Consider the following 21,629-nt stretch of genomic DNA (forward strand, 5'->3'; position numbering starts at 1 on the left):
CACCTCGGGAGGATAGTTCGGGCTCCTGAAAGCTCAAACCTGCGCGTTCAGTGCCGGCCGCGCCCCGCCCGTCGCCCAATCGAGAAGCTCAATCGTGTGTACGACCGGAACTGACGTGCCACTGGCAATCTGCACCATGCAGCCGATATTGCCCGCGGCAATCATGTCCGGCTTGACGCTCGCGATGTTGGCGACCTTGCGATCACGCAACCGACCCGCAAGCTCGGGCTGGAGAATGTTGTAGGTCCCCGCCGAACCGCAACACAAATGGCTCTCGGGCACATCTTTCACCACGAATCCATTCTTGGAAAGCAATTCTTTCGGAAGCCCTGTGATTTTCTGTCCATGCTGCAACGAACACGCGGAGTGATAGGCGACGACGATGTCGTCCGCTCGCGCCGCCGTCGCAAGCTCGAGGCCGGCGACGTATTCGGTGATGTCCTTGGCGAGCGCCGAGACCCTCGCAGCATCGGCCGCGCACGCTGTGTCCTCGCGCAGGAGATAGCCGTAATCCTTGATCACCGTGCCGCAGCCGGAGGTCGTCACCAGGATCGCGTCGAGCCCCTCGCCGGCCATTTCCTTCCGCCACGCCGCGACGTTGGCGCGAGCCCGCGCCAGCGCATCCTGGTCGTTGCCGAGGTGATGGGTCAGCGCGCCACAGCATTGCTCGTCCCTGACAAGGACGACCTCGATGCCGTGGCGGGTCAGGAGACTGATGGCGGCCTGGTTGATGCGCGGCGCCAGCACCTGCTGGGCGCAGCCCTGGAGCAGTGCCACACGGCCGCGCTTCTTGCCCAGCGCCGCGAACACGCTGCCGGCGGCGGGCCCTGCGGGCGGCAGCCGGTCCGGCGCCAGCGCCAGCATCGCCTTGATGCGCTGGATCAAGCCCGGCGTCGCCGCAGGCCGGGGTGTCGGCAGCAAGACGCCGAGCGGACGGGCGAGCCGCGCCAGCCACATACTGACGCGAAAGCGCTGCGGGTCCGGCAGGACGAAGGCCAGCACCTGGCGCAGCAGCCGCTCGGTCAGCGGCCGCCGATAGCGCTGCTCGATTTGCACCCGGGCCTGGTCGACCAGGTGCATGTAGTTCACGCCCGAGGGGCAGGTCGTCATGCAGGCAAGGCACGACAGGCAACGGTCGATATGCTTGACCACGTCGGCGGTCGGCGCCTGGTCCTTCTCCAGCATCTCCTTGATCAGATAGATGCGGCCGCGCGGGCTATCGAGCTCGTCGCCGAGCAGCACATAGGTCGGGCAGGTTGCGGTGCAGAAGCCGCAATGGACGCAGGCGCGCAGGATCTTGTCGGCTTCCGCGATATCGGGGTCGGCGAGCTGCGCGAGTGAGAATTCGGTCTTCATCAGCCAGCGCTCCGCGTGAGCCGCCCCCGGTTGAGAATGATCTTCGGATCAAAGCTGGCGCGCACCCGCTCGCTCAGCGCGGCAATCCCCGGCGCCTGCGGATGGAACACGTCGACCTCGCGCCTGACATCATCAGTCGCCCGGATCAGCGTGGCATGCCCGCCGGCCGCGTTCGCGTGCGCACGCACCGCCGGGGCATGCGCGTCCGGCTTCGGCGGGAGCGCCGCCCAGATCAGGCCGCCGCCCCAATCGTAGATCACATCGCCCCCCGTCTCGCGCGCCAGCTGCGTGCCCAGCGCCGCGCCCGAGGCCGGCGGGCAGACGATCCGCCAGACCGGCCAGGCGCCGAGCGCGCCGCTCGCCGCGAACGGCAGCACGTCGCGGATCGCGCTCCACAGGGCCGTGGATGCCACGTCCTCGATCAGCGTCGCGGTTCCAAACGGCGCCAGCAATTGGCGCAGCGAGCCGGCGCGGTGCGCAGCGGACGCGGTGATGCCCTCGAGCCGCAGCACCGTCAGCGCCTCGGCCTCGCCTTGGCCCGCAATGTCGCCCAGCCCCTCGGTCCCGGCCCGGAGTGCGGATTTCGGCAGATGCGCGGCGGCGGAGACGTCGAAGGGCGAGCCCAGCGCCGCAGTCATGGCCTTGTTGGCGGTGGCATCATCTAACCCGCGCAGCAACAGCGTCCGCTCGGCCTCGGGCTTGGGCATCACCTTGAGCGTGACCTCGGTCATCACCGACAGCGTGCCCCAGGACCCCGCCAGCAGCTTGCAGAGATCGTAGCCGGTGACGTTCTTCACCACCTTGCCTCCGGTCTTGAAGCTGTCGCCGAAGCCCGAGACGGCATGCGCGCCGAGCAGGTGGTCGCGCGCCCCGCCCGCCCGGATCCGCCGCGGCCCGGCGAGCCCGGCCGCGATCATGCCGCCGATGGTGCCTGTTGCCGGCGTGCCGAGCAGCGGGGCGGTGTTTACAGGCTCGAAGGCGAATTGCTGGTTCTTGGCGTCGATCAGCGCCAGCACGTCGGCCAGCGGCGCGCCGGCCTGGAGCGTGATGATGAGCTCGTTCGGCTCGTAGGCGGTGACGGCATTGAGTGCGGAGAGGTCGAGCACGGCGTTGGTCGCCATGGCGTGGCCGATGCCGCGCTTGCCGCCATGGCCGATGATCTCGAGCGGCTGCTCGCTCGCGATCGCCGCGCGCACCACCTCTTCGACGTCTTTGGCGTCTCTGACCTTGAGCGTATCCACGGGAAAAGGCGGTAGCGAAATTCGCGCAGGAAATCAATTCGACCCACGACGGAACGTCGGGCCGTTCGGCGACATTCGCACTACGATGTTCATCGAACCATTGTCGCCCAGAGCTGCGGTATCGAATGGAGAATTCTCAGGGAGCTCCATCATGATCGAACAGGCAATGAATCAACAGACCGGCCACCCGGCCATCGGCGGCGGACTTCTCGTCGTGGCGCAATGGGAAGCAAAGGCCGAAGAGGCCGACCGCATTGCCGAAATCCTGCGCGGCTTCCTCCCTCAGGCGCAGCGCGAGCCAGGCGTCAAGCTGTTCCTGATCTCGCGCGCCAAGGACAATCCGGCCCAGTTCCTGTTCTACGAGTTGTTCCGCGACGAAGACGCCTTTAGGGCGCACCAGGAGAGCGCGCATTTCAAGAGCTACATCGCGGAACAGGCGCTGCCGCTGCTAACCAGGCGCGAACGCGCGCAATACGCCCTGCTGTGAATGATCTGCTTCCTCCTTGCGAGCCAGGGCGATCGCCTATGACTCGCAGCGGCGGGCTGCGTGCAAGCTGGGGCTGGATCAAGCCCCGGCCTTGCACGTGATCCCGCCGTCGACAACGAGCTCGATGCCCGTCACGTATTTCGACTCGTCCGAGGCCAGGAACAGCGCGGCGTTGGCGACGTCGAATGCATCGCCCATATGGCCCATCGGCACCTGGGCGTCGCGCGCGCGCCACATCGCCTCGACATCGCCCTTGGCGTAGCTGGCGGCGAGGCCGGCGGAGTGCTCGACCATCGGCGTCTTCATCAGGCCGGGCAGGATCGCGTTGACCCGGACGTGATGGCGCGCGAACTCGATCGCTGTGGTGCGCGTCATCTGGTTCATCGCCGCTTTCGAGGCGCCGTAGGTAACGTAGGAGATGCCCATGTGGCGGATCGAGGCGATCGAGGAGATGTTGATGATCGAACCGCCGCCCTGCTTCACCATGACGGGAACGACGTGCTTCATGGCGAGATAGGCGCTCTTGAGGTTGACGCTGAAGACGCGGTCCCAGCTGTCTTCGCTCACCTCGACGACACTGCCCATCTCGGCGATGCCGACATTGTTGTCGAGCACGTCGATGCGGCCATAGGCCTTGAGGCACGCCGCGACCATCGCCTCGATCTCGGCAGGCCGCGACACGTCGGCCGTGAACGCAATCGCCTTGCCGCCCTCGCCGCTGATGATCCTGGCGGTCTCCTCGGCCGCGGCACCGTTGCGATCGACGCAGAACACCTGCGCGCCCTCGCGCGCAAAGGTCACCGCGGTCGCCTTGCCGTTACCCCAGCCTGGACCGATCGAGCCGGCCCCCACCACCATCGCAACCTTGCCCTTGAGCCGATCCATCGCGTGTCTCCCGTGTTGTTGTTCTTGTAGCCCGGATGGAGCGCAGCGCAATCCGGGGCAGTGGTCCCGGATTACGCTTCCGCTCCATCCGGGCTACGGTTCTTTGCAGACGCTCAACGTGGTCACGTTAGCACCAATGGGATGCCCGACAATCTCCGACAATGTCCGGCACGTCCCGTCATGGCAGAGTCGCCATTCTCCGGCCGCGCCGGAATCGCCGAGCACCAATTCCGGCATCGGCGCACGCTGCGGCCGCCATTGAAACCAGCCGTCGACCAGCCGCGCCTCGGCCGGCGGCTCCATGCCGGGGCCGGTGCCCTTGACGCGGGCTTGCACCAGCTCGAGGCCGGCGGGCGTGAGGCGCCAGTCTTCCTGCCATTCGACCTTCGCGATCGAATGCGTCCAGACAAGCGTGAACGCGGATAGCGTCAGCGCTTTCACGCCGCCCGCTGTCGCAAGACAGAGGCTCACACCGCCTCGACCGGCGCCGGCGGACGCTGCCGCCATTGCCACAGCACCAGCGCGGCGGCGAGCACGAAGCCCGCGCTGTCGCTGAAGGGGAATTCGCCGAGCAGGCAGAACGCGGCGCCGAGCGCGACCAGGCGCTCGATCAGCGTCAGCCGCGTGAACAGGAAGCCGATCGCGGCCATGCCGAACAGGCCGATCGCCACCAGCGCCTTCAAGCTCGCCAGCGCCACCGCCCCGTAGAAGCCGAGCTTGGCCGCCATGGGATCGCCGGCCTGCAGCATCAAGGCCGGCGAATAGACGAAGATGAAGGGAATGACGTAGCCGGCGAGCGCGATGCGCATCGCCTCCCAGCCGATCTTGTCCGGGTTCTCCTTGGCGATTGGCGCGGCCGCAAGCGCGGCGAGCGCCACCGGCGGCGAGAGGTCGGCCATGATGCCGTAATAGAATGCGAACATGTGGCTCGCGATCAAGGGCACGCCGAGCTTGGCCAGCGCGGGAGCTGCGAGCGCGGCGGTGATGATGTAGGTCGGGATGGTCGGGATGCCCGTGCCGAGCAGGATCGACAGCAGCATGGTCATGACCAGCGCCAGGAACAGGCTCTTCTCGCCGAGTCCGATCACCCAGCCGCCGAAGATGGTGCCGACGCCGGTCTGCGACATCATGCCGATGATGACGCCGACGATCGCGCAGGCCATGCCGACGGTGATGGCGGATTTCGCGCTCTCGGCCAGCGCATCGCGGCAGGCCCGCAACGCCGCAAAGCCGCCGCGCACGAACGCCGTGATCACGATCAGGCCGACCACGACGGTCGCGACCGGCACGATCTGGAGGCCGTCGCGCGACAATGCCGCGACGACGAGCGCGAGCCCGACCCAGAAGATGGTGCGGATCACGTTCGAGGAGGCGCCCGTCGTGATGGCGGTGCCGAGGATCAGCGTCACCGTGAGCGCAAGGCCCATGCTGCCGGCATAGAGCGGCGTAAAACCCTCGAACAGCATGTAGACCAGCGCCGCGAGCGGCAGCACGAGGTACCAGCGCGTCACCAGCGCCTTCCAGGCGCTCGGGATCTCCGAGCGCTTCATGCCGACCAGGCCGTGCTTGCCGGCTTCCAGATGCACCATCCAGAACGCGGAGGCGAAATAGAGGATCGCGGGGATCGCGGCGGCCTTGACGATCTCCGAATATTGCACGCCGAGCGTCTCGGCCATGATGAAGGCGACCGCCCCCATCACCGGCGGCATGATCTGGCCGCCCATCGAGGCCGTCGCCTCGACGCCGGCTGCGAAGGCGCGGCGGTAGCCGAACCTGATCATCAAGGGAATCGTGAACTGACCGACGGTGACGACGTTGGCGACGCCCGAGCCGGAGATGGTCCCCATCATGCCCGAGGCGAACACCGCGACCTTGGCAGGTCCACCGCGGGTGCGGCCGAACAGGCCGAGCGAGACGTCGGTGAACAGCTGGATCATGCCGGCGCGCTCCAGGAACGAGCCGAACAGGATGAACAGGAAGATGTAGGTCGCGGAGACGTAGACCGGCACGCCGTAAAAGCCTTCGGTGCCGAACGACAGATGCGTGACGATCTGGTCGAAATCATAGCCGCGATGGTTGAGCGGCGACGGCAGGTACTGACCGAAGAACCAATAGACGAGACACGCACCGCACATCAGCGGCAGCGCCGCGCCCATCAGCCGCCGCGTGCCCTCGAAGATCAGCACCGCGAGTAGGGTGCCGACGGCGAGATCGAGCCTGGTCGGATCGCCGTCGCGCGCGATCAGGTCGGCATAGAAGATCCATTGGTAGAGACCGCAGTAGAAGCCGGCGGCGCCGATCGCCCAGCCCAGCGCACGGCCGAAATTGCTCTTCGCGGTGAAGTTGGCGATCAGGCCGAAGGTGAGCAGGAGCAGGAAGCCGACATGGACGCCGCGCACCACCTGACTCGGCAGATAGTTGAAGGCGGCGACGTAGAGCTGGAAGATCGCGAACGCGATGCCGATCCAGTAGGCGAGCCGGCCCCACCAGCCCGGGCCGAAGCCTTCTGGGAAGCCATGCTCGAAATTGTCGAACTCGACCTTGACCTTGTCGGGCGCGATCTCAGTCCCCTCTGCCTTTTCCAGCATCTCAGCCCATCCCCAATCGTCGAGCGCTTGTAGCATTGGCACGGTATGTCCCGAGCCGTCATGCCCGGGCTTGTCCCGGGCATCCACGAAACTTCCATGCACAGCCGCAGAACGTGGATGGCCGGGACAAGCCCGGCCATGACGTCCGACGACAGGAGCTGATTACTTGATCAGCCCCTTTTCCTTGTAATAGCGGATCGCGCCGGGGTGCAGCGGGACCGGGCTGCCGGTGGCGGCGGTCTCGAGCTTGATCTCCTTGCCGGCCGCGTGCGCAGTGACGAGTTCGGGCAGCGATTCATAGACCAGCTTGGTCATCTGATAGGCGAGATCGTCCGAGACGGCGGAGCTGGTGACCAGATAATTGATCACGGCCGCAGTCGGCACGTCCTTGTCCTGGCCGGTATAGGTGTTGGCCGGAATGGTCGCCGCCACGAAGGGCGGGCCGATCTTGTCGACGGTCTCCTTCGGCACCGACACCACCGTGATCGGGCTCGAGGTCGAGAGGTCCTTCAGCGAGGCGACACCGAGCCCGGCCGATTGCAGCGTGGCGTTGAGCTGCCGGTTCTTCATGAGATCGACGGATTCGGCAAAGGGCAGATATTCGACCTTGCCGAGCTCCTTGTAGCTCATGCCGGCAGCGGCCAGGATCGCGCGGGAGTTCAGCTCGGTGCCCGACTTCGGTGCACCGACCGACAGGCTCTTGCCCTTGAGATCGGCGAGCGTCTTGATGCCGCTGTCGGCAGTCGCGACGATCTGGATGTAGTTCGGGTAGATCGCGCCGATGGTGCGGAGCTTGTCGAGCTTGGTCTTGAAGCCCGCCTCCTCCTCGCCCTCCCAGGCGGCTTTCAGCGAGTCGCCCAGCGTGAACGCCAGCTCGCCGCGGCCCTGCTGCAGCAGGATCAGGTTCTCGACCGACGCCTTGGTGGCCTGCACCTGCGTCTTCACGTTCGGAATCTTGTCGCCGTAGATCTTTCCGATCGCGACCCCGAGCGGATAGTAGACGCCCGAGGTGCCGCCGGTCAGCACGTTGATGAAGGATTGCGCCTGGGCGCAAGGTGCCGACGCCGCCAGAGCCAGAGCCGCGGCCGCGCCGAAAATCGTCCGTTTCATGGTTGTTGTTCTCCCCAAACCGGCGGCGAAATTGGCCGGATGAGGGATGCGGGTCAACCCATCCAAAAGGCAAAACAGGACTGCGGCAAAGGGCCGTTCCCGCTGGGTTTTTGGGAACCGGACGGTGCGGCGAGGTGGCGCAGCGGGACTGGAGTCGCGTTAGGTTCGAGTCGGAGCGGCTTGCTCGGTCACCTCTCCCGCTTGCGGGAGAGGTCGCGCCGAAGGCGCGGGTGAGGGTTTTCTCCTCTAGGAGATTGTCCCGATGCGGAGACACCTCTCCCCAGCCCTCCCCCGTAGGCGGAGCAGGGAGCGCACCGTCTACGCAGTGGCTATCGAGCGCTCGCTCACTGGAACGTCATGTCCAGGCATTTGGAGATGTCGGAGCCGAGGCCGGAGGAGATGGTGATGCAGCCGCGCACCTTCTGCGCGCCGACGTCGGCGGCCCAGACCGAATAGCCGCCGGGGCCGAAGAACGAATTGGTGTTCGGCGGCTCGGTCTCGGTGGCGTCGAAATCGTACTTGCCGTCGGTCTCGAAAATGCGCGGTTTCTTGGTGCAGCCGCCGTCGGTCTGGACGTTGATGACTTCCTTGTTGTCGCGGGTCAGCGCCAGGGAGACCTGGCAGCGGAAATATTCCGAGGTCCTGGTGTTGAAGAGATAGGTGTAGGACTTGCAGGTCGCCGTGTTCAGCTTGCCCGGGGCAAGGCCTCGGCTGCACGAAATCCGCTGGTTGTGGCTGAGCCGGTAGTCATCGGCTTGGGCGGCCGGCGCCAGCGCCGTGAGCAACAGCGCGGCAGCCGAGCAGGCTTTGACGACTAGGTTCATTCGAATCATCCCCACCAATATTTTTGTCGAGTTGCGTTCTAAACGGAAAGCGGAACATAGTCGCGAGGGGACGGAGGGAAAATCACAAACTGCTGGGCAAGACGTGATGCGCTGCGGCGCTATCGCAAGTTGACCGGGACGCATCGTTCGTGATTTGTTCAATCATGGAATGTCCCGATCTTGGGAGGATGGGATGACGGCATTTTCAATCAAGACATTTGCACTCGCAGCCGCGCTCGGCGCATTGGTAGCGCCCGCATTGGCGCAAACCGCAGCGACGCCCTGGGAGCTGAAGACCGACACCGGCTACGCCTACGACAGGGAGGGCAAGACCTATTCCTACAAGATGGGCACCAGCAACGCCGGCGAGCTCTTGAAGGGCGCCAAGAAGGTGCCCAAGGGCACACTGTTCTTCATCGGCCAGAACGGCCAGCTCTACATGCGCACCGGCCCGTATCTGGAGGGTGACGGCAAGTTCAAGTTCGGGCCGGATCAGTAGGGGCCGCGCTCGCAGGCGACAGAGCGTAGGGTGGGCAAAGGCGCGTTAGTGCCGTGCCCACCATCTCATATCGTCGAATCAACAATGGTGGGCACGCTTCGCTTTGCCCATCCTACGACAGCGTCCTAGAACGCCCCTGCCAATTCCCTTGCGCCGGGTTTGCCGCTGTTCACGTCCATGCGCTCGTCGGTCACGGCCAGCAGCTTCGCCACCGTGTTGTGGCGGATCGCGACCGGGTTGCGCTCATAGCCGCCGCGCTGGAAGAAGTTCGAGGTCGGCACCCGCTCGCGCAGCGCCTGCGGCATCGTCACCATGTCGAGGCCGGTGCCGTCGCCGGTGAGGTTCATCATCTCGAGCTCGGCCGCCGACAGCGGGCGCGAGTGTCCCTTGGCGCGGGCGAAATGCACCGAAGTCAGCAGCTTGTGGGTCTGCAGCATCGGACCGATATCGACGTCGAGCACCATCGCGTGCATGGCCCAGCCTTGGGGAGTGCTGCCCATTTTCTCGTGCTCCGACCAGGTGTCGGGCACGGACTTGGCGTGGGCCACCATCTTCTTCAGGACAGCGAGCTTGTGCTCGAGCGCATGCCGCGCCGGTCCAGATGTGCGCGTCACCTTCTCGGACAGCGCGCGGATCAGTTCATGGCCCTGCTCGGCGAGCAGCTCGACGCTGTTGGTGGTGAGCAGCTGGTTGTAGCCCATCGCGGTCGAGATCGCGCGCTTGCCGCCATGCTCGATGCCCGCCTGCACGTCGTAACTGCCGGTGCCGCCGGTCTCGAACGAATAGACCCGCACCGCCTGCTCGCGCGTCAGGCCATGGGCCAGAGCGTAGCGCGCATAGGCGCGCTTGAACTCGAGCTCGCTGGACGGGCGTTGCGGCGTGAACTGGTAGAGTTCCTGCGCCGCACGCAGGAAATCGGCGACCACGGGGATCGGTCTTCTCGCGGGGCGATCCGGCGTTTCCTCCGGCTCCGGATTCACCGGCTTCTTCGGCCCGGTATAGAGCGGCGGATGCTCCAGCACGTAATCATCGAGCGTGATCTGCTGCCCATTGCGCCGCTTGGCGTTCCGCGTCTTCCGCTTCTCGGAGATCTGGCTCCAATAGGCGCCGGCCTCGGCATCGTAGGCGGCGCGCGCGGCCTGATATTCCGCGAGCTTGCGGCGATATTCGAGCACGGCCGGCGAAGCCCCCCCGCCTTGTGCGAAAAACTGCGACAGCAGCTGGGCGTTGGCATTTCGAACGGCGGGCGGCAGCGCCTCGGCCTCGGCGCCGCGCGCCGCGGGCGAGATCAGGACGAGCGCGAGCGGAACCAGCGCCAATTTGTTTCGAATCGAATGATGCATGCTGCCTTCTTAGCAGGCATCCGGTAACCGTCGCGTTAACGCGCCGTTTACCATCGTCACGTCCAGGCGAATACCGGCTGTTCCAGGTCGGTGACGCGGGTGTGCCGCCCCGCCAGCACCTCGCGGAACTGGTAGATCAGCGCCGCGGTCGGGGCATGGATCAGGCTCATCTGATGATGGAAGCGGATCACGCGGCGGTTGCTCTCGGGGATCTCAGTGAAATCGAAGGCATCGTCGCGCTCGATCGTGGCCAGCGCGATGCGATGAACGGAGGCGACCTCGTCCGGGTTCGGGCGGATCGCAGCACTATCGGCCGCCCAGACGACGACCGGCGTGATCAGATAGCCCGAGCGCGTCGGATAATCGTCGAGCAGGCCGAGCACCGCATCGGCTGACAGCGCGAGTGCGAGCTCTTCGTCGAGCTCGCGCAGCGCCGCCTCGACCGGCGTCTCGCCGGCATCGCAGCGTCCGCCGGGCAGCGCCCATTGGCCGCGATGGGCGCGCAGGTGCGAGGCGCGCCTGGTGAGCAAGAAGGCGGTGTCGCCACCGTCGTCGGATTCGGTCAGCGCCAGCACCACCGCGGCGCGCTTCAGCGCCGGCGGCTCGGCTGTGTCGGGCAGCCGCGCGAAGGCCGCGCAGGCCTCTGCGATATTCCGTCTGGTGGCATCGTCGAACGCTCTCATGATGCTTGACTACACCAGGACTGCATCTGATGAAACGAGGAGACATCGCGTTGCAAGGACGAACGACGACATGACCAGCAAGGCCGCCGCAAGGTTGAAATCAGAGGGCTGGAGCATCCTGGAGACCACGGGCTTCCTGCATCTGATCGGCCCGTTGTGGGAGCGCAAGGTCGACGGCCATTACGAATTCGCGCTCGCGACCGAGGACAAGCACCACAACCGCCGCGGCATGGTCCAGGGCGGCGTGATGATGACGTTCGCCGATCGCACCTGCGGCATGACGGCCCGTTACGTCTCCGGCAAGGAGTACTTGGCGACGGTGCAGCTCGACACCCATTTCGTCGAGGCCGGCCAGATCGGCGACACCCTGATCTCCCGCCCGCGGGTGGTGCGCTCGACCCGCAGCCTGATCTTCATGAGCACCGAGGTGACCGTGGACGACCGCTGCATCGTGATGGCGAACGGCGTGTTCAAGATCTTGAAGGGGCCGGGGTAGCGGGCGATCAGGCCGGCGCTGCTGCGCGCCACACCCGCAGCCGTCATTCCCCGCGAAGGCGGGGAATCCAGTACGTCGCGGCCCCTCGATCGATCACGACTGTCTCGGCGTACTGGATCGCCCGCCTTCGCGGGCGATGACACTGAATGTGAGGCGCAAACGTGCCCCACCGTCATTGCGAGCGCAGCGAAGCAATCCAGCATCCCTCCGCGGACACATCTCTGGATTGCTTCGCTGCGCTCGCAATGACGGACTTTGCTGGCTATGCTGCCGTCCACCAACATCGAGGACTCGCCCATGCAATACCGCCAGCTCGGCCGCAGCGGCCTCAAGGTCTCGCCGATTTGCCTGGGCACCATGATGTTCGGCGGGCCGACCGATGAGGCCACGTCGAAGCGGATCATCGACAAGGCACGCGATTCCGGGATCAATTTCATCGACACAGCGGACGCTTATTCCAAAGGCGCCTCCGAGGAGGTCGTCGGCCGCGCCATCGCGCGCAATCGTGGTGCCTGGGTGCTTGCCACAAAGCTCGCAAACCCCATGGGGGACGATCCCAATCGCGGCGGGCTGTCGCGGCGCTGGGTGTTGCAGGCGGCGGACGAGAGCTTGATGCGGCTCGGCACCGATCACATCGACATCTACTATCTGCACAAGGAAGACCATGCCACGCCGTTGGAGGAGACGGTGCGCGCCATGAGCGACCTGATCCACGCCGGCAAGGTGCGCTATTTCGGCGTCTCCAACTACCGCGCCTGGCGCGTCGCCGAGATCTGCAACATCTGCGACCGACTCGGCATCGACCGGCCCGCGGTGAGCCAGCCTTATTACAACGCCATGAACCGCATGCCGGAGGTCGAGCACTTTCCGGCTTGCGCTTATTACGGCCTCGGCATCGTGCCCTACAGCCCGCTTGCGCGCGGCGTGCTCACCGGCAAGTACAAGGTGGATGCAGCTCCCGACAAGGAGACGCGCGCGGGGCGCAACGACACCCGCATGATGCAAACCGAATGGCGGCCGGAATCGCTCCAGCTTGCGCAGGAGATCAAGGCTCACGCCGAGAAGAAAGGCATCACCGCCGGCCAGTTCGCGGTCGCCTGGGTGCTCAACTCCGCCTTCGTCTCGTCGGTGATCGCCGGTCCCCGCACCGAGGAGCAATGGGACGGCTACATCAGCGCGCTCGATTATCGTTTCACCGCGGAGGACGAGGCGCTGATCGACCGCCTGGTGACACCAGGCCATCCCTCGACGCCGGGCTATAACGACCCGGCCTATCCGATCGAAGGCCGCCGCGCGCGGACGGCGTGAGGGGGGCCTTCGATGGCGCTTCAAGACCGCTACGGCCTGCCGCTCTCCACCACCTCGCACGAGGCAGCATCCGCCTATCGCGACGGCGTCGACCTCATGCTCGCGGGCTGGACCGGCACGGCGGAGATGCTGGAGCGCGCGATCGCGGCCGATCCTGATTTCGCGCTGGCCCACATCGCCCGCGGCCGCGTGCATGCCTTCTACCAGCAGGGCGACCTCGCGCGGCAAAAGGCGGCACGCGCGCGCGAGCTCGTGGCCGAGCGCGGCAGCGAGCGCGAGCGCTCGCATGTCGAGACGCTGGCGCTCGCGATCGAGGGCCGGCTGCCGGAGGCGATCGCATCGACGCTGAAGCATATCGACGCATGGCCCCGCGACGCATTGGTGCTGTCGCTGCCGCTTGGCGCGTTCGGCCTGTTCGCCTTCTCAGGCATGGCCGATCACGACCGCGCCCGGCACGAGCTCTGCGAATGCGTCGCCCCACATTACGGCGAGGACTGGTGGTTCCTCACCATGTCCGGCTGGGCGATGACGGAGAATGGCGACGTCGCGCGCGGCCGCGCCGTCACCGAGCGCGGCTTCAATCTGCGCCGGGAAAATGCCCACGCCGCGCACGCGGTGCTGCATGCGATGTTCGAGGATGGATCGACCGAGGACGCCGATCGTCTCGTCGACGAATGGCTGCCGGCTTATGACCGCTCCGGAATCCTCCACGGCCATATCCGTTGGCATCAGGCGCTCGGCGCGCTCGAGCATGGCGATGCGGCGCGGGCGCTCGCGATCTATGCCGACGTGCTTCGGCCCACTGCCACGCAGGCGCCGCCGCTCAACGTCATCACCGACAGCGCTTCGCTGCTGTGGCGCCTGTCGATGTACGGTCATGCGGTACCGAAGGCGCTGTGGCAGGAAGCCGACGCCGCCGCGCAAAAACTGTTTCCGAAATCGAGCCTGTCCTTTGCCGACGTCCACATGGCGCTATTCGCAGCCGCGACGCAGAATCGCGAAGCGCTCGCCGCCCGCCTTGCGGCGATCGAGCAGCGGCTGGCCGACGGCAAGCTGCCGGCGGGCCCTGTGGTGCCGGCGATCTTCCGCGCACTCGCGGCTTTCGCCGATGAGGATTACCGGACTTGCGTGCAGATGCTCGCGCCGGTGCTCGGCGAGGTGGTGCGCATCGGCGGCAGCCACGCCCAGCGCGAGCTGATCGAGGACACCTATATCGTCGCGCTCATGCGCAGCGGTGAGCTGCCCCGCGCCCGCGCCGTGCTGGACGCCCGCCTCCACCGCCGCCCCTCCTTCCGCGACAGGCGCTGGCAGGCGGCGATGGGTTAGGTTATTGTTTGAGCATGAGCCTTTCGGAAAATCGCTACGCACTTTTCCGGATCATGCCACGAAAAAAACACCGCCCTGATGGCATGTGCCCGCCGGGATGGATCGGGCGATTTGAACGAATCGCCGTCGGGGTGGCCGTGGTGGTATTCCAGACGGGATTTGCAGCACAAACGGGATCGCAACCAATTTGCGGCTCGATGGCTATGGTGCGGAACTCTTCCGCCATAGCCCTCTGGCTCATGAGCCCGACGATGCGCCTTCGCCGATTGGTCCTCGCCGCGCTGCTCGTGCTTGCGGCAAGTCCTTGTTTTGCCGAGACTTCCAAACCGATTCCGGTCAACAATCCGCCGGCGCGGCCGAACGCCTTCATCGATCTCCTGGCGCTGATGTCCGGCCACTGCAAGACGTTCAGGGTCGCAGGCCGCACCTTCCCGTGCAAGACGGTGGCCTACGCCCATGGCGACACGGGACGGGTCAATTTCGCCGTCGCGGTCGACGATCCCTCCGATGACAGCCACGTGGTGTCGTTCTCCGGCGAGAACGGCAAGCGCGCCGACGACAATTCCTACGAGCTGCGGATCGACCGCGTGCTGCTCAACTCCAAGAACCGCCCCAAGGTCGACGGCCTGCCCGTGCCCGCCGAGCAGACCTCGACCGGCATCTGCCGGCAGACCGGCAACTTCGCCGCCAGAAAGGTGAACGACGTCACCTGCTCGGCGACCGATAGCGAGGGCCGCAAATACGAGCTGCTGTTCGTCTCCGACGGCACGCCGGTCAGCGTGCGCCGCATCCGCCAGTCGGCCCCGTCGATCCAGGACCCGTTCAAGTAGGTCCGTGTCCGCTGGCGTCAACGTGTACGATCGCGCTGATGCCACGCAGCCCTGGCACTGCGCTCAGCTATCACGGTCGTACATTCATCGCAGACAAGGACGCGATCCTCGCTGCGCTCTCCGAGCGACACCGCTTTCCTAATCCGCATCCGTGACAGTTGCGAAAATCTACATGCGCCACTCTCGTGTCCCGGACTCGCACCGCATCGTCGAAGAGACGCTGCGCCGCGTTCGGGGCGCGAGTCGCAGGCCATGCCTCTTCATGCGACGATAGATCGCGCGGCCTTCGCTCGTTCACAAACGTTAACGTGCGTTCATCGGGGAACTGAAAATCTGCGTCGTTTCGACGCCCGCAGTGGCTGGAACGCGCGGGATACTCATGTGTTGTCACACGACCTTCAACTGGAGTGATGACATGAAATATCTCATTGCCGCGATCGCCCTTGGTGCTGCGGCGTTGGCCGGTGGATCGGCGAGCGCGGCCGGCAATACAAGTGCCAAGCAGACCGCGCAGGAAAGCCAAACCACCGACATCAGCGCGCACCGCAGGCATTACCGCCACCATCATCATTGGCGGCATCATCACGGCTATTACCGGCCGTATTACAGGAGCTACGGTTATTACCCGCGGCACCACGGCTATTACGGCGGCGGGCCCTACGGCTATTACGGCGGAGGCCCCGGCGTGACGTTCAGCTTCGGCGGCGGCCGCTGGTAAGATCTGGAGAGACACGCGACGAGAGGCCCGCATCAGATGCGGGCCTCTTTTCATTGTCCCCGAAGGATCATGTCCGCCGTCTCCAGGCCGCTCGCCAGTGCCGCCTCGACCGTGCCCATGTCGCGGCCGCGATAGAGCGCTTCACCGGAAAACAGCACCGAGCCGTCGCCGCGCGCGAGGATCGCCTGTGCCGCGCGCGTGCGCGGCGTCGCCCACGAATAGGCGCCGCGCGCGAACGGATCATGCGCCCAGTTGGTCGCGGCGGACGCCACCAGCTCGCGCGCGATGTGATCGCGCGGCAGGCCGAAGATTGCGGCGAGCGAGCCGAGCCCGGCATCGATCAATGCTCGCGCGTCGAGGCTTTCCAGCTCCGCCGTGCGCGGGCCGCCGAACCAGCCCGTCAGCACGGGATGCTGGTCCGGATAGCGCGTCCACCAGACCGGGATCGCCTCGTCCGAGAGCAGGAATGTCATGTCCGCAAGGTCTTCCTTGCGCTCGCGCCACCATGGCCGCGCGAAGCGCAGCAGGATCTTGATGACGTTGCCAAAGCCGATGTCGTCGACAGCAGCCAGCTTGGCACGCGCGCCTGCCGGTAGCGCGATCTCGCGCAGCAGCGGCAGCGGCACGGTGAGGATCATGCGGTCGCAGGCGTGCACGTCGCCGCCGGCGCAGCGAACGATCACCGCGCCGCCCTCCTCCGCAATCGCCGACACGACGCTGCCGAGGCGGATGGTGACGCCGTGCCTGCGGCAGTCGGCCGTCATCACGTCGATCATCGCGCCGTAGCCGCCTTCGATGCGCGCCTGCGGAGCGTGCCCGCCGTCCATCCATTCCGCGCGCAGCGCCAGCGTGGAGGCGCGTTCGGGATCGGCCGCGTCATAGCCTTCGACCATCCGCTCGATCGAATGGCGCAGCGGCGCGTAATTGTCGCCTGCAAAATGCCGGCGCAGGAAGTCGGCGACCGTGAGGTCGTCCTTCAAGTCCGCCAGCTTGGCCTGAAGCTCCGCTTCATGGGGATCGTCGCGCTCGCGCGTGAGCTTCGTCCCGTCAAAGCGCCACTGCTCGCCTTCGATCTCCTGAAGCGACAGGCCGGCTTCGCGCAGCAATGCGCGTGTGACCGGCGCCTCGCCATGGACGAACTCGGCGCCGCCGTCGGCGGCATAGCCGAACTGCGAGGCCGGCAGCGCATGAATGCGGCCGCCGCAGCGCTGGCGCGCCTCCAGGATCGTCACCTTGCGCCCCGCACGCGCCAGCTCGCGCGCCGCCATCAGGCCGGCCGCGCCGGCGCCGACGATGACGATGTGCTCGGACGGATCGGACATGGCCGCGCCTTACCGGCTCACGGCTTGCGGGTCGTTCTGGATCAGATAGCGCAGCAGCAGGACGCCGCCGCCGAGCTCGCGCGTGCTCTCCAGCGTCATCGCGGCGATCGGCGCGCGCCGGTCGCTGTCCGCCTCGGTGGAATCGAACATGAACGGGGCGCCCTTTGCGCCGTCGATCGCAGGGCTGAGGATCAGGTTGAATTCGTCGATGAGGCCGGCGCGCAGGAACGCGCCGTTGGCGACGCCGCCGCCCTCGACCAGCAGGCGCTTCACGCCGAGCTCGCGGCTGAGAATGTCCAGCGTCAGTGCGAGGTCGATCTCGGATTTGCCGGCAAAGATGTAGGACACGCCCTCGCCGCGGAGGCCAGCGAGATGCGAATCCGGGACGTTCTCGGTCAGCACGACGACGATCGGATCGCCGCCGATCTCCGCGCGCCCCCAGCCGATCTTGCCCTCTGCATCGAGCACGACGCCATAGGTCTTCGCGTCGCGCCGGGCGAACCAGTTTTCGCGCGGAAATTTCGCGTCTGTCGAGGGATAGGGCCTGCCCTTGGCGAACTCCGAACCCGTGACGCGGCCGATCACCCAGGCATCGCCGCCGAGCTCATCATGGATCTTCTCGAACCAGTCCGTGCCCGCGCCCTTCGGACGCCAGCGGCTGGGATGCGTGCGCCCGTCGAGGCTGGAGTGCATCAGGCAGATGACGTGGGGCTTCATGCAATCCTCCGGGCAGCACTCAGGCCGCGGATCCACCGCGCGCGGCACGATCGTTCACGATCGCCGCCAGCGGATTGAGCCTGGGTGGCGCTATGAGCTGGAGCGTGTTGGTGTCGTGGTGATTGAACGGCGCGCCGCGCACGAACAACTCGGTCTGGATCAGATAAGTCCAGCTGCGGTCGTCGTTGAAGGTGATGTCGCAGCGGTAAGCATCGGTGCGAAAGGCCTGCTCCAGAAAATCGGTCGAGCAGATCCCGTAGGCGGTGTCGCCGCGCTTGGCGGTGACCGAGATCGTCTTGTCGTCGGGCCCGGCCTTGCCCGAGGCCAGCAGCACCTGCCCGCGCGGGATCGCCAGGGTCTGCATGATCAGCCCGGTCGCCGGCTCCCACAGCCAGTAGCCGACCTGGTCGTGGAAGGTAATGTCTTCCTCGGGCGTGTTGATGTGGATGTGGTACCGCAGCCCGTACAACAGCTGCGGCCCGTTGGCCTGCGGATCGATCGGATCCATGCGGATGTGCTCGATGAAGGTCCGCCGCTCCGGCCCTTCCGCCTTCGGATTGATGTCGATGCCCTTGTCCGCCTGCCAGGTGCCGGCAAGACGACGAAGCGGGCCGAGATTGGCCAGGCCGTCGGGCGAGACGTCCTCGGGTTCGGTGAAGATATCGGCGGGAATGGGGAGCATGGCGGCCTCGCGGGGGTGCAGAGACCAGCCATAACACGGGCAGGCGGCGGCCTGAATTCAACTGTTAGCGGCACAGCGTCGGAGGCATTCGAGCCATGCGAGGATGCGCATTGCATCCCGCGCCCGCCTCTGGCGCTGCAGCCGGGCCGGTTGACGAAGACGTCGAGGCTGGCGCGTCCCCGCGACCGCTTCAAGCCGCTTCCGACACCGATCTCGCACGCTGCTCGAGCAAGCCGATCGTCGCGACCAGATTGTCGCGTCGGGCGCGAAGGTTGGCCGCGAGAAGCGGGTAGGTCGGCTGAACCGGGTCGAACACCCCGGCGCGCGCCTCTTCCTCGAGAATGTCGGTATTAATCAGCCGAACGCGCCACCATAAATCGGCGATCAACGCGTCGAGCCGGAGTTCGTCAGCAGCACCAGAACGGGACACTTCCTGCATCACTTGCCTCAACCTGAAACGGCCTCTCCACCGAGGCCCGGGCTTGGATCAGGACTGAGCAAGGGGAGTGCCAGGACGGGCGGGCGCAGCTTCCGAACCGGCAATTGAGGAACGCTCTTCGGCCCAAGGGGCTCTAGTGGCGGGGTATGATGAAAACGCCTGAGGCATTGACCTCACGCCACCCGCCGTTTCCGGCGCGCCGTGGGGGCTTGCCAGGAGAGGCTTGCAAGCGGCACGGGCTTGCTGAAGTGAAATCCCTGGCCGAGCGGGATGCCGAGTGATTGGAGCCGTCTGACCTGTTCGGAGGACTCGACCCCCTCGGCGACGATCGACAGCTTCAGCGTCTTTGCGAGCTGCACGATGGATTTCAGCACGGCGACGGTCTCGCAGCGATCGATCCTGTCGATGAAGGATTTGTCGATCTTGACCTTGTCGAAAGGAAAGGCCGTCAAATAGGACAACGACGAGTATCCGACACCGAAATCGTCGAGGGCAATGGAGACGCCGAGCGCCTTGAGGCGCTGGAGCGTCCTGAGGTTCTCCTCGGTGTCGGCGAGAAATACGCTTTCGGTGATCTCGAGCTCGAGCCGGGTCTGCGGAAGCCCGCTCTGCGTCAACGCAAAGGTCACGGTGTCGACGAGATTGGCGCTGACAAATTGCAGGGCGGAGAGATTGACAGCGACCTTGATGTCGCCCGGCATGCTCATCGCATCGCGGCAGGCCCTGGCGAGCACCTGGTGGCCGAGCTCGACGATCAGTCCCCCCGCCTCGGCAACCGCAATGAACTCCGCCGGAGGGACGTAGCCCCTGGTGGCGTGATGCCAGCGCGCCAGGGCCTCGACCGATTTTACCCGACCAGTGCCGAGCTCGATCACAGGCTGATAAAACAGCTCTATCTCCTCACGCCAGATCGCTTCACGCAGCTCGATCTCGAGCACGTTGCGTTGATCCGCTTCCGCCTTGAGCTCCGGTGAATAGACGTGGAAGCAGTTTCTGCCGGCATTCTTTGACCTGTAGAGCGCAAGATCGGCGTTGCGAAGGATCTCGTCGACCCGCGTGCCGTGCTCGGGCACGAGCGCAAGGCCAATGCTACAGCCGCTCACGACGGGGTGGCCATCGATGTGAAAGGGTTCGGCAATGGCCTCGACCAGCCGCGCGGCCAGGCTTTCAGCGCCGTCGCGCATCGCGGCCCCGCCGGGTGCGACGATGACGGCAAATTCATCGCCGCCGATTCGCGCCGCCGTATCGGCATCACGGATCTGCGCCTTGATCCGGTCGGCAACCTGCTTCAGCAACGCGTCGCCGCATTGGTGGCCGAGCGCATCATTGACCGACTTGAACTTGTCGAGATCGAGCAGGAGTACGGCGAACGCGGGCTCCGGCCGGCGCGGGCGGGCCAGCGCCTCGTCGATGCGCTCCTTGAACAGGTTGCGATTGGCAAGGCCGGTCAGGCTGTCGTAATGCGCGAGCCGCTCGATGCGGTCCGCCGACGCCTTGCGCTCGGTGATGTCCTCATGCGTGGCAACCCAGCCGCCGCCCTCGCGCCGGCCGTACGAGATGTAGACGACCCGTCCGTCCGGAAACTGCACGGTGTTCGAGATCTGCTCCGACTGGGCGAGCCGGTTCTTCAAATCGACGAGGTACGCTTCGACGTCGAGCACGGCGGTCTGCTTCGCGAACACCTCCCGGAAGTCCATGCCGATCCGGATGTCTTCCGGCACGAGGTCGTAAAGTTCGAGCCATTGCCGGTTGAACGCGATCAGACGGTCGCGGCCATCGAACATGCTCAAGCCCTGGGGGAGGTTCCTGAGCGCATCCTCGAACTTGCTGGCGAAATCGCGCCGCTCGCGGTGGGCGCGATCCAGCGCCTGCTGCCGTCGCCAATGAAATGTCGTCGCGGCGAGGATGATGAACGTGAGCAGCACCGCGCCGCCGAGATAGACCTTCTGCCTGAAGGCGGAGCGGGAATAGATCTCCTGCTCCGAAATGCCGACGGTGAAGATGAGCGGAAACGCGCGCGACCTGCGCGCCGTGATCAGTCGGTCGCTGCGGTCCGGTCGGTTCTCGTTCCAATATTGCGCATAGAAGCCGTCGCCCAGTTCGCCCGCGACGCGGCTCGGCGCGCTTTGTCCCAGCACTGACCCCTGGTCCACGCCCCGGGCGGCGAGCACCACGTGGCTCGCATTCCTGAGCACCAGCGTTCCCCCGACGCCGAGCTTTGCGGTGTCGTAGAACCTGCCGACGACGTCGACGCTGATCGAGCCGACAACCACGCCGACCCGATTGCCGGCGAGATCGAACAGCTTTCTCGCGAGCTGTATCGTCCACTTTTTGGACGCGCGGCCCAGCACCGGCTTCGCCACGTAAAGGCGATCGTCGACCTGCGACATGGTATGAATGAAGTGCTCGCGATCACCGAGATAAAGTGGCGGACCGGAATAGCCCGCCGTCGTCTCGGTCATGTATCCGTCCGATCCGATCAGAGCGAACTGGACCACGTCGCCGGTGGCGAGGCGGGCCTTGTCGGACCAGAACTTCAGGCTGAAGGCCTGCGGATCCTGGGCGTAGAGTGCCTGTACCACCAGCAACGACTGATCCACGCGCTCGAAGATGCGCTCGGTGTTCTCCTCGAACAATTCGGCGACGCTGTTGCCGTGCGACCGCGCTTGCTGGATCGCGTCCATCCGCTCGGAGGCGGTGATTGCGAAATAGCCGATCCAGACCAGGGGGAGAAAGAACAATGCGATCTGCAGCGGAGCATTCCGCAGGATCGCT

21 protein-coding genes are annotated in these 21,629 nt (G+C 65.8%); 7 read left to right on the plus strand and 14 right to left on the minus strand.

Features of this window, described 5'->3' with window-relative positions; all coding sequences use genetic code 11:
- Window positions 1–33 precede the first annotated feature (33 nt).
- Window positions 34–1,356: a glycolate oxidase subunit GlcF gene (gene glcF, locus I6F33_RS29475; protein WP_225144905.1), complete on the minus strand. Its 1,323-nt coding sequence runs from the start codon at window positions 1,354–1,356 to the stop codon at window positions 34–36.
- Window positions 1,356–2,597 (minus strand): FAD-binding protein, encoded by a 1,242-nt coding sequence (locus I6F33_RS29480; protein WP_225144906.1) that lies wholly within the window; start codon window positions 2,595–2,597, stop codon window positions 1,356–1,358. Before I6F33_RS29480 ends, glcF begins: the two co-directional genes overlap by 1 nt.
- A 151-nt stretch (window positions 2,598–2,748) precedes the next feature.
- Between I6F33_RS29480 and I6F33_RS29485 the strand changes: the two genes are divergently transcribed.
- The gene (locus I6F33_RS29485; protein WP_225144907.1) at window positions 2,749–3,084 is read left to right on the plus strand and encodes a putative quinol monooxygenase; all 336 of its coding nucleotides are present in this window, start codon (window positions 2,749–2,751) and stop codon (window positions 3,082–3,084) included.
- A 78-nt stretch (window positions 3,085–3,162) separates the two neighbouring features.
- Here the strand turns inward: I6F33_RS29485 and I6F33_RS29490 are convergent, their stop codons facing one another.
- From I6F33_RS29490 to I6F33_RS29510, 5 genes are all read right to left on the minus strand, one after another.
- Window positions 3,163–3,969: an SDR family NAD(P)-dependent oxidoreductase gene (locus I6F33_RS29490; protein WP_036027040.1), complete on the minus strand. Its 807-nt coding sequence runs from the start codon at window positions 3,967–3,969 to the stop codon at window positions 3,163–3,165.
- Between the two features lie 93 nt (window positions 3,970–4,062).
- A complete protein-coding gene (locus I6F33_RS29495; protein ID WP_225113356.1) occupies window positions 4,063–4,476 on the minus strand; it encodes a DUF1850 domain-containing protein in 414 nt (137 codons plus the stop codon).
- A complete protein-coding gene (locus tag I6F33_RS29500; RefSeq protein WP_036027038.1) occupies window positions 4,437–6,557 on the minus strand; it encodes a TRAP transporter permease in 2,121 nt (706 codons plus the stop codon). Before I6F33_RS29500 ends, I6F33_RS29495 begins: the two co-directional genes overlap by 40 nt.
- A 162-nt stretch (window positions 6,558–6,719) precedes the next feature.
- Entirely contained in the window at window positions 6,720–7,667 is a 948-nt protein-coding gene (locus tag I6F33_RS29505) for a TAXI family TRAP transporter solute-binding subunit (RefSeq protein WP_036039897.1), read from the minus strand.
- A gap of 344 nt (window positions 7,668–8,011) precedes the next feature.
- Complete coding sequence (locus I6F33_RS29510) at window positions 8,012–8,491, minus strand: hypothetical protein (protein WP_036014322.1); 480 nt, start codon at window positions 8,489–8,491, stop codon at window positions 8,012–8,014.
- A 193-nt stretch (window positions 8,492–8,684) separates the two neighbouring features.
- Here I6F33_RS29510 and I6F33_RS29515 point away from each other — a divergent pair, with 193 nt between their 5' ends.
- Window positions 8,685–8,990 carry a hypothetical protein gene (locus I6F33_RS29515; protein WP_036014324.1) on the plus strand — a complete coding sequence of 102 codons (306 nt, stop codon included), beginning with the start codon at window positions 8,685–8,687 and terminating at the stop codon, window positions 8,988–8,990.
- Between the two features lie 125 nt (window positions 8,991–9,115).
- On the opposite strand, the gene I6F33_RS29520 is transcribed toward I6F33_RS29515, so the two are convergent.
- Together I6F33_RS29520 and I6F33_RS29525 are read right to left on the minus strand one after the other, a co-directional pair.
- Window positions 9,116–10,333, minus strand: coding sequence for a hypothetical protein (locus I6F33_RS29520; RefSeq protein WP_225144908.1), 1,218 nt, complete (start codon window positions 10,331–10,333; stop codon window positions 9,116–9,118).
- Between the two features lie 56 nt (window positions 10,334–10,389).
- Entirely contained in the window at window positions 10,390–11,016 is a 627-nt protein-coding gene (locus tag I6F33_RS29525; RefSeq protein WP_225144909.1) for a CoA pyrophosphatase, read from the minus strand.
- Between the two features lie 70 nt (window positions 11,017–11,086).
- Between I6F33_RS29525 and I6F33_RS29530 the strand changes: the two genes are divergently transcribed.
- The 5 genes from I6F33_RS29530 to I6F33_RS29550 all read left to right on the plus strand — a co-directional run bounded on the left by I6F33_RS29530 (window position 11,087) and on the right by I6F33_RS29550 (window position 15,694).
- Window positions 11,087–11,512 carry a PaaI family thioesterase gene (locus tag I6F33_RS29530; RefSeq protein WP_036014328.1) on the plus strand — a complete coding sequence of 142 codons (426 nt, stop codon included), beginning with the start codon at window positions 11,087–11,089 and terminating at the stop codon, window positions 11,510–11,512.
- Between the two features lie 297 nt (window positions 11,513–11,809).
- The gene (locus I6F33_RS29535) at window positions 11,810–12,820 is read left to right on the plus strand and encodes an aldo/keto reductase (protein ID WP_225144910.1); all 1,011 of its coding nucleotides are present in this window, start codon (window positions 11,810–11,812) and stop codon (window positions 12,818–12,820) included.
- Window positions 12,821–12,832: 12 nt separating this feature from the next.
- Window positions 12,833–14,146: a tetratricopeptide repeat protein gene (locus I6F33_RS29540; RefSeq protein ID WP_225144911.1), complete on the plus strand. Its 1,314-nt coding sequence runs from the start codon at window positions 12,833–12,835 to the stop codon at window positions 14,144–14,146.
- 251 nt (window positions 14,147–14,397) lie between these two features.
- Window positions 14,398–14,976, plus strand: coding sequence for a hypothetical protein (locus tag I6F33_RS29545; RefSeq protein ID WP_225144912.1), 579 nt, complete (start codon window positions 14,398–14,400; stop codon window positions 14,974–14,976).
- 415 nt (window positions 14,977–15,391) lie between these two features.
- Window positions 15,392–15,694, plus strand: coding sequence for a hypothetical protein (locus I6F33_RS29550; protein ID WP_036027019.1), 303 nt, complete (start codon window positions 15,392–15,394; stop codon window positions 15,692–15,694).
- Between the two features lie 50 nt (window positions 15,695–15,744).
- On the opposite strand, the gene I6F33_RS29555 is transcribed toward I6F33_RS29550, so the two are convergent.
- The 5 genes from I6F33_RS29555 to I6F33_RS38400 all read right to left on the minus strand — a co-directional run bounded on the left by I6F33_RS29555 (window position 15,745) and on the right by I6F33_RS38400 (window position 21,595).
- Window positions 15,745–17,016: an NAD(P)/FAD-dependent oxidoreductase gene (locus I6F33_RS29555; protein ID WP_225144913.1), complete on the minus strand. Its 1,272-nt coding sequence runs from the start codon at window positions 17,014–17,016 to the stop codon at window positions 15,745–15,747.
- 9 nt (window positions 17,017–17,025) lie between these two features.
- On the minus strand, window positions 17,026–17,733 hold the full coding sequence (locus I6F33_RS29560; protein ID WP_225144914.1) for a RibD family protein: 708 nt from the start codon (window positions 17,731–17,733) through the stop codon (window positions 17,026–17,028).
- A gap of 19 nt (window positions 17,734–17,752) precedes the next feature.
- The gene (locus tag I6F33_RS29565) at window positions 17,753–18,415 is read right to left on the minus strand and encodes an FABP family protein (RefSeq protein ID WP_036014348.1); all 663 of its coding nucleotides are present in this window, start codon (window positions 18,413–18,415) and stop codon (window positions 17,753–17,755) included.
- A 190-nt stretch (window positions 18,416–18,605) separates the two neighbouring features.
- The gene (locus I6F33_RS29570; RefSeq protein WP_036014349.1) at window positions 18,606–18,854 is read right to left on the minus strand and encodes a hypothetical protein; all 249 of its coding nucleotides are present in this window, start codon (window positions 18,852–18,854) and stop codon (window positions 18,606–18,608) included.
- Between the two features lie 173 nt (window positions 18,855–19,027).
- Window positions 19,028–21,595 carry an EAL domain-containing protein gene (locus I6F33_RS38400; protein WP_276573706.1) on the minus strand — a complete coding sequence of 856 codons (2,568 nt, stop codon included), beginning with the start codon at window positions 21,593–21,595 and terminating at the stop codon, window positions 19,028–19,030.
- Between the last annotated feature and the right edge of the window lie 34 nt (window positions 21,596–21,629).

The sequence above is a fragment of the Bradyrhizobium sp. BRP20 genome (genome assembly GCF_020194215.1).
GTDB classification, from domain to species: Bacteria; Pseudomonadota; Alphaproteobacteria; order Rhizobiales; family Xanthobacteraceae; genus Bradyrhizobium; species Bradyrhizobium yuanmingense.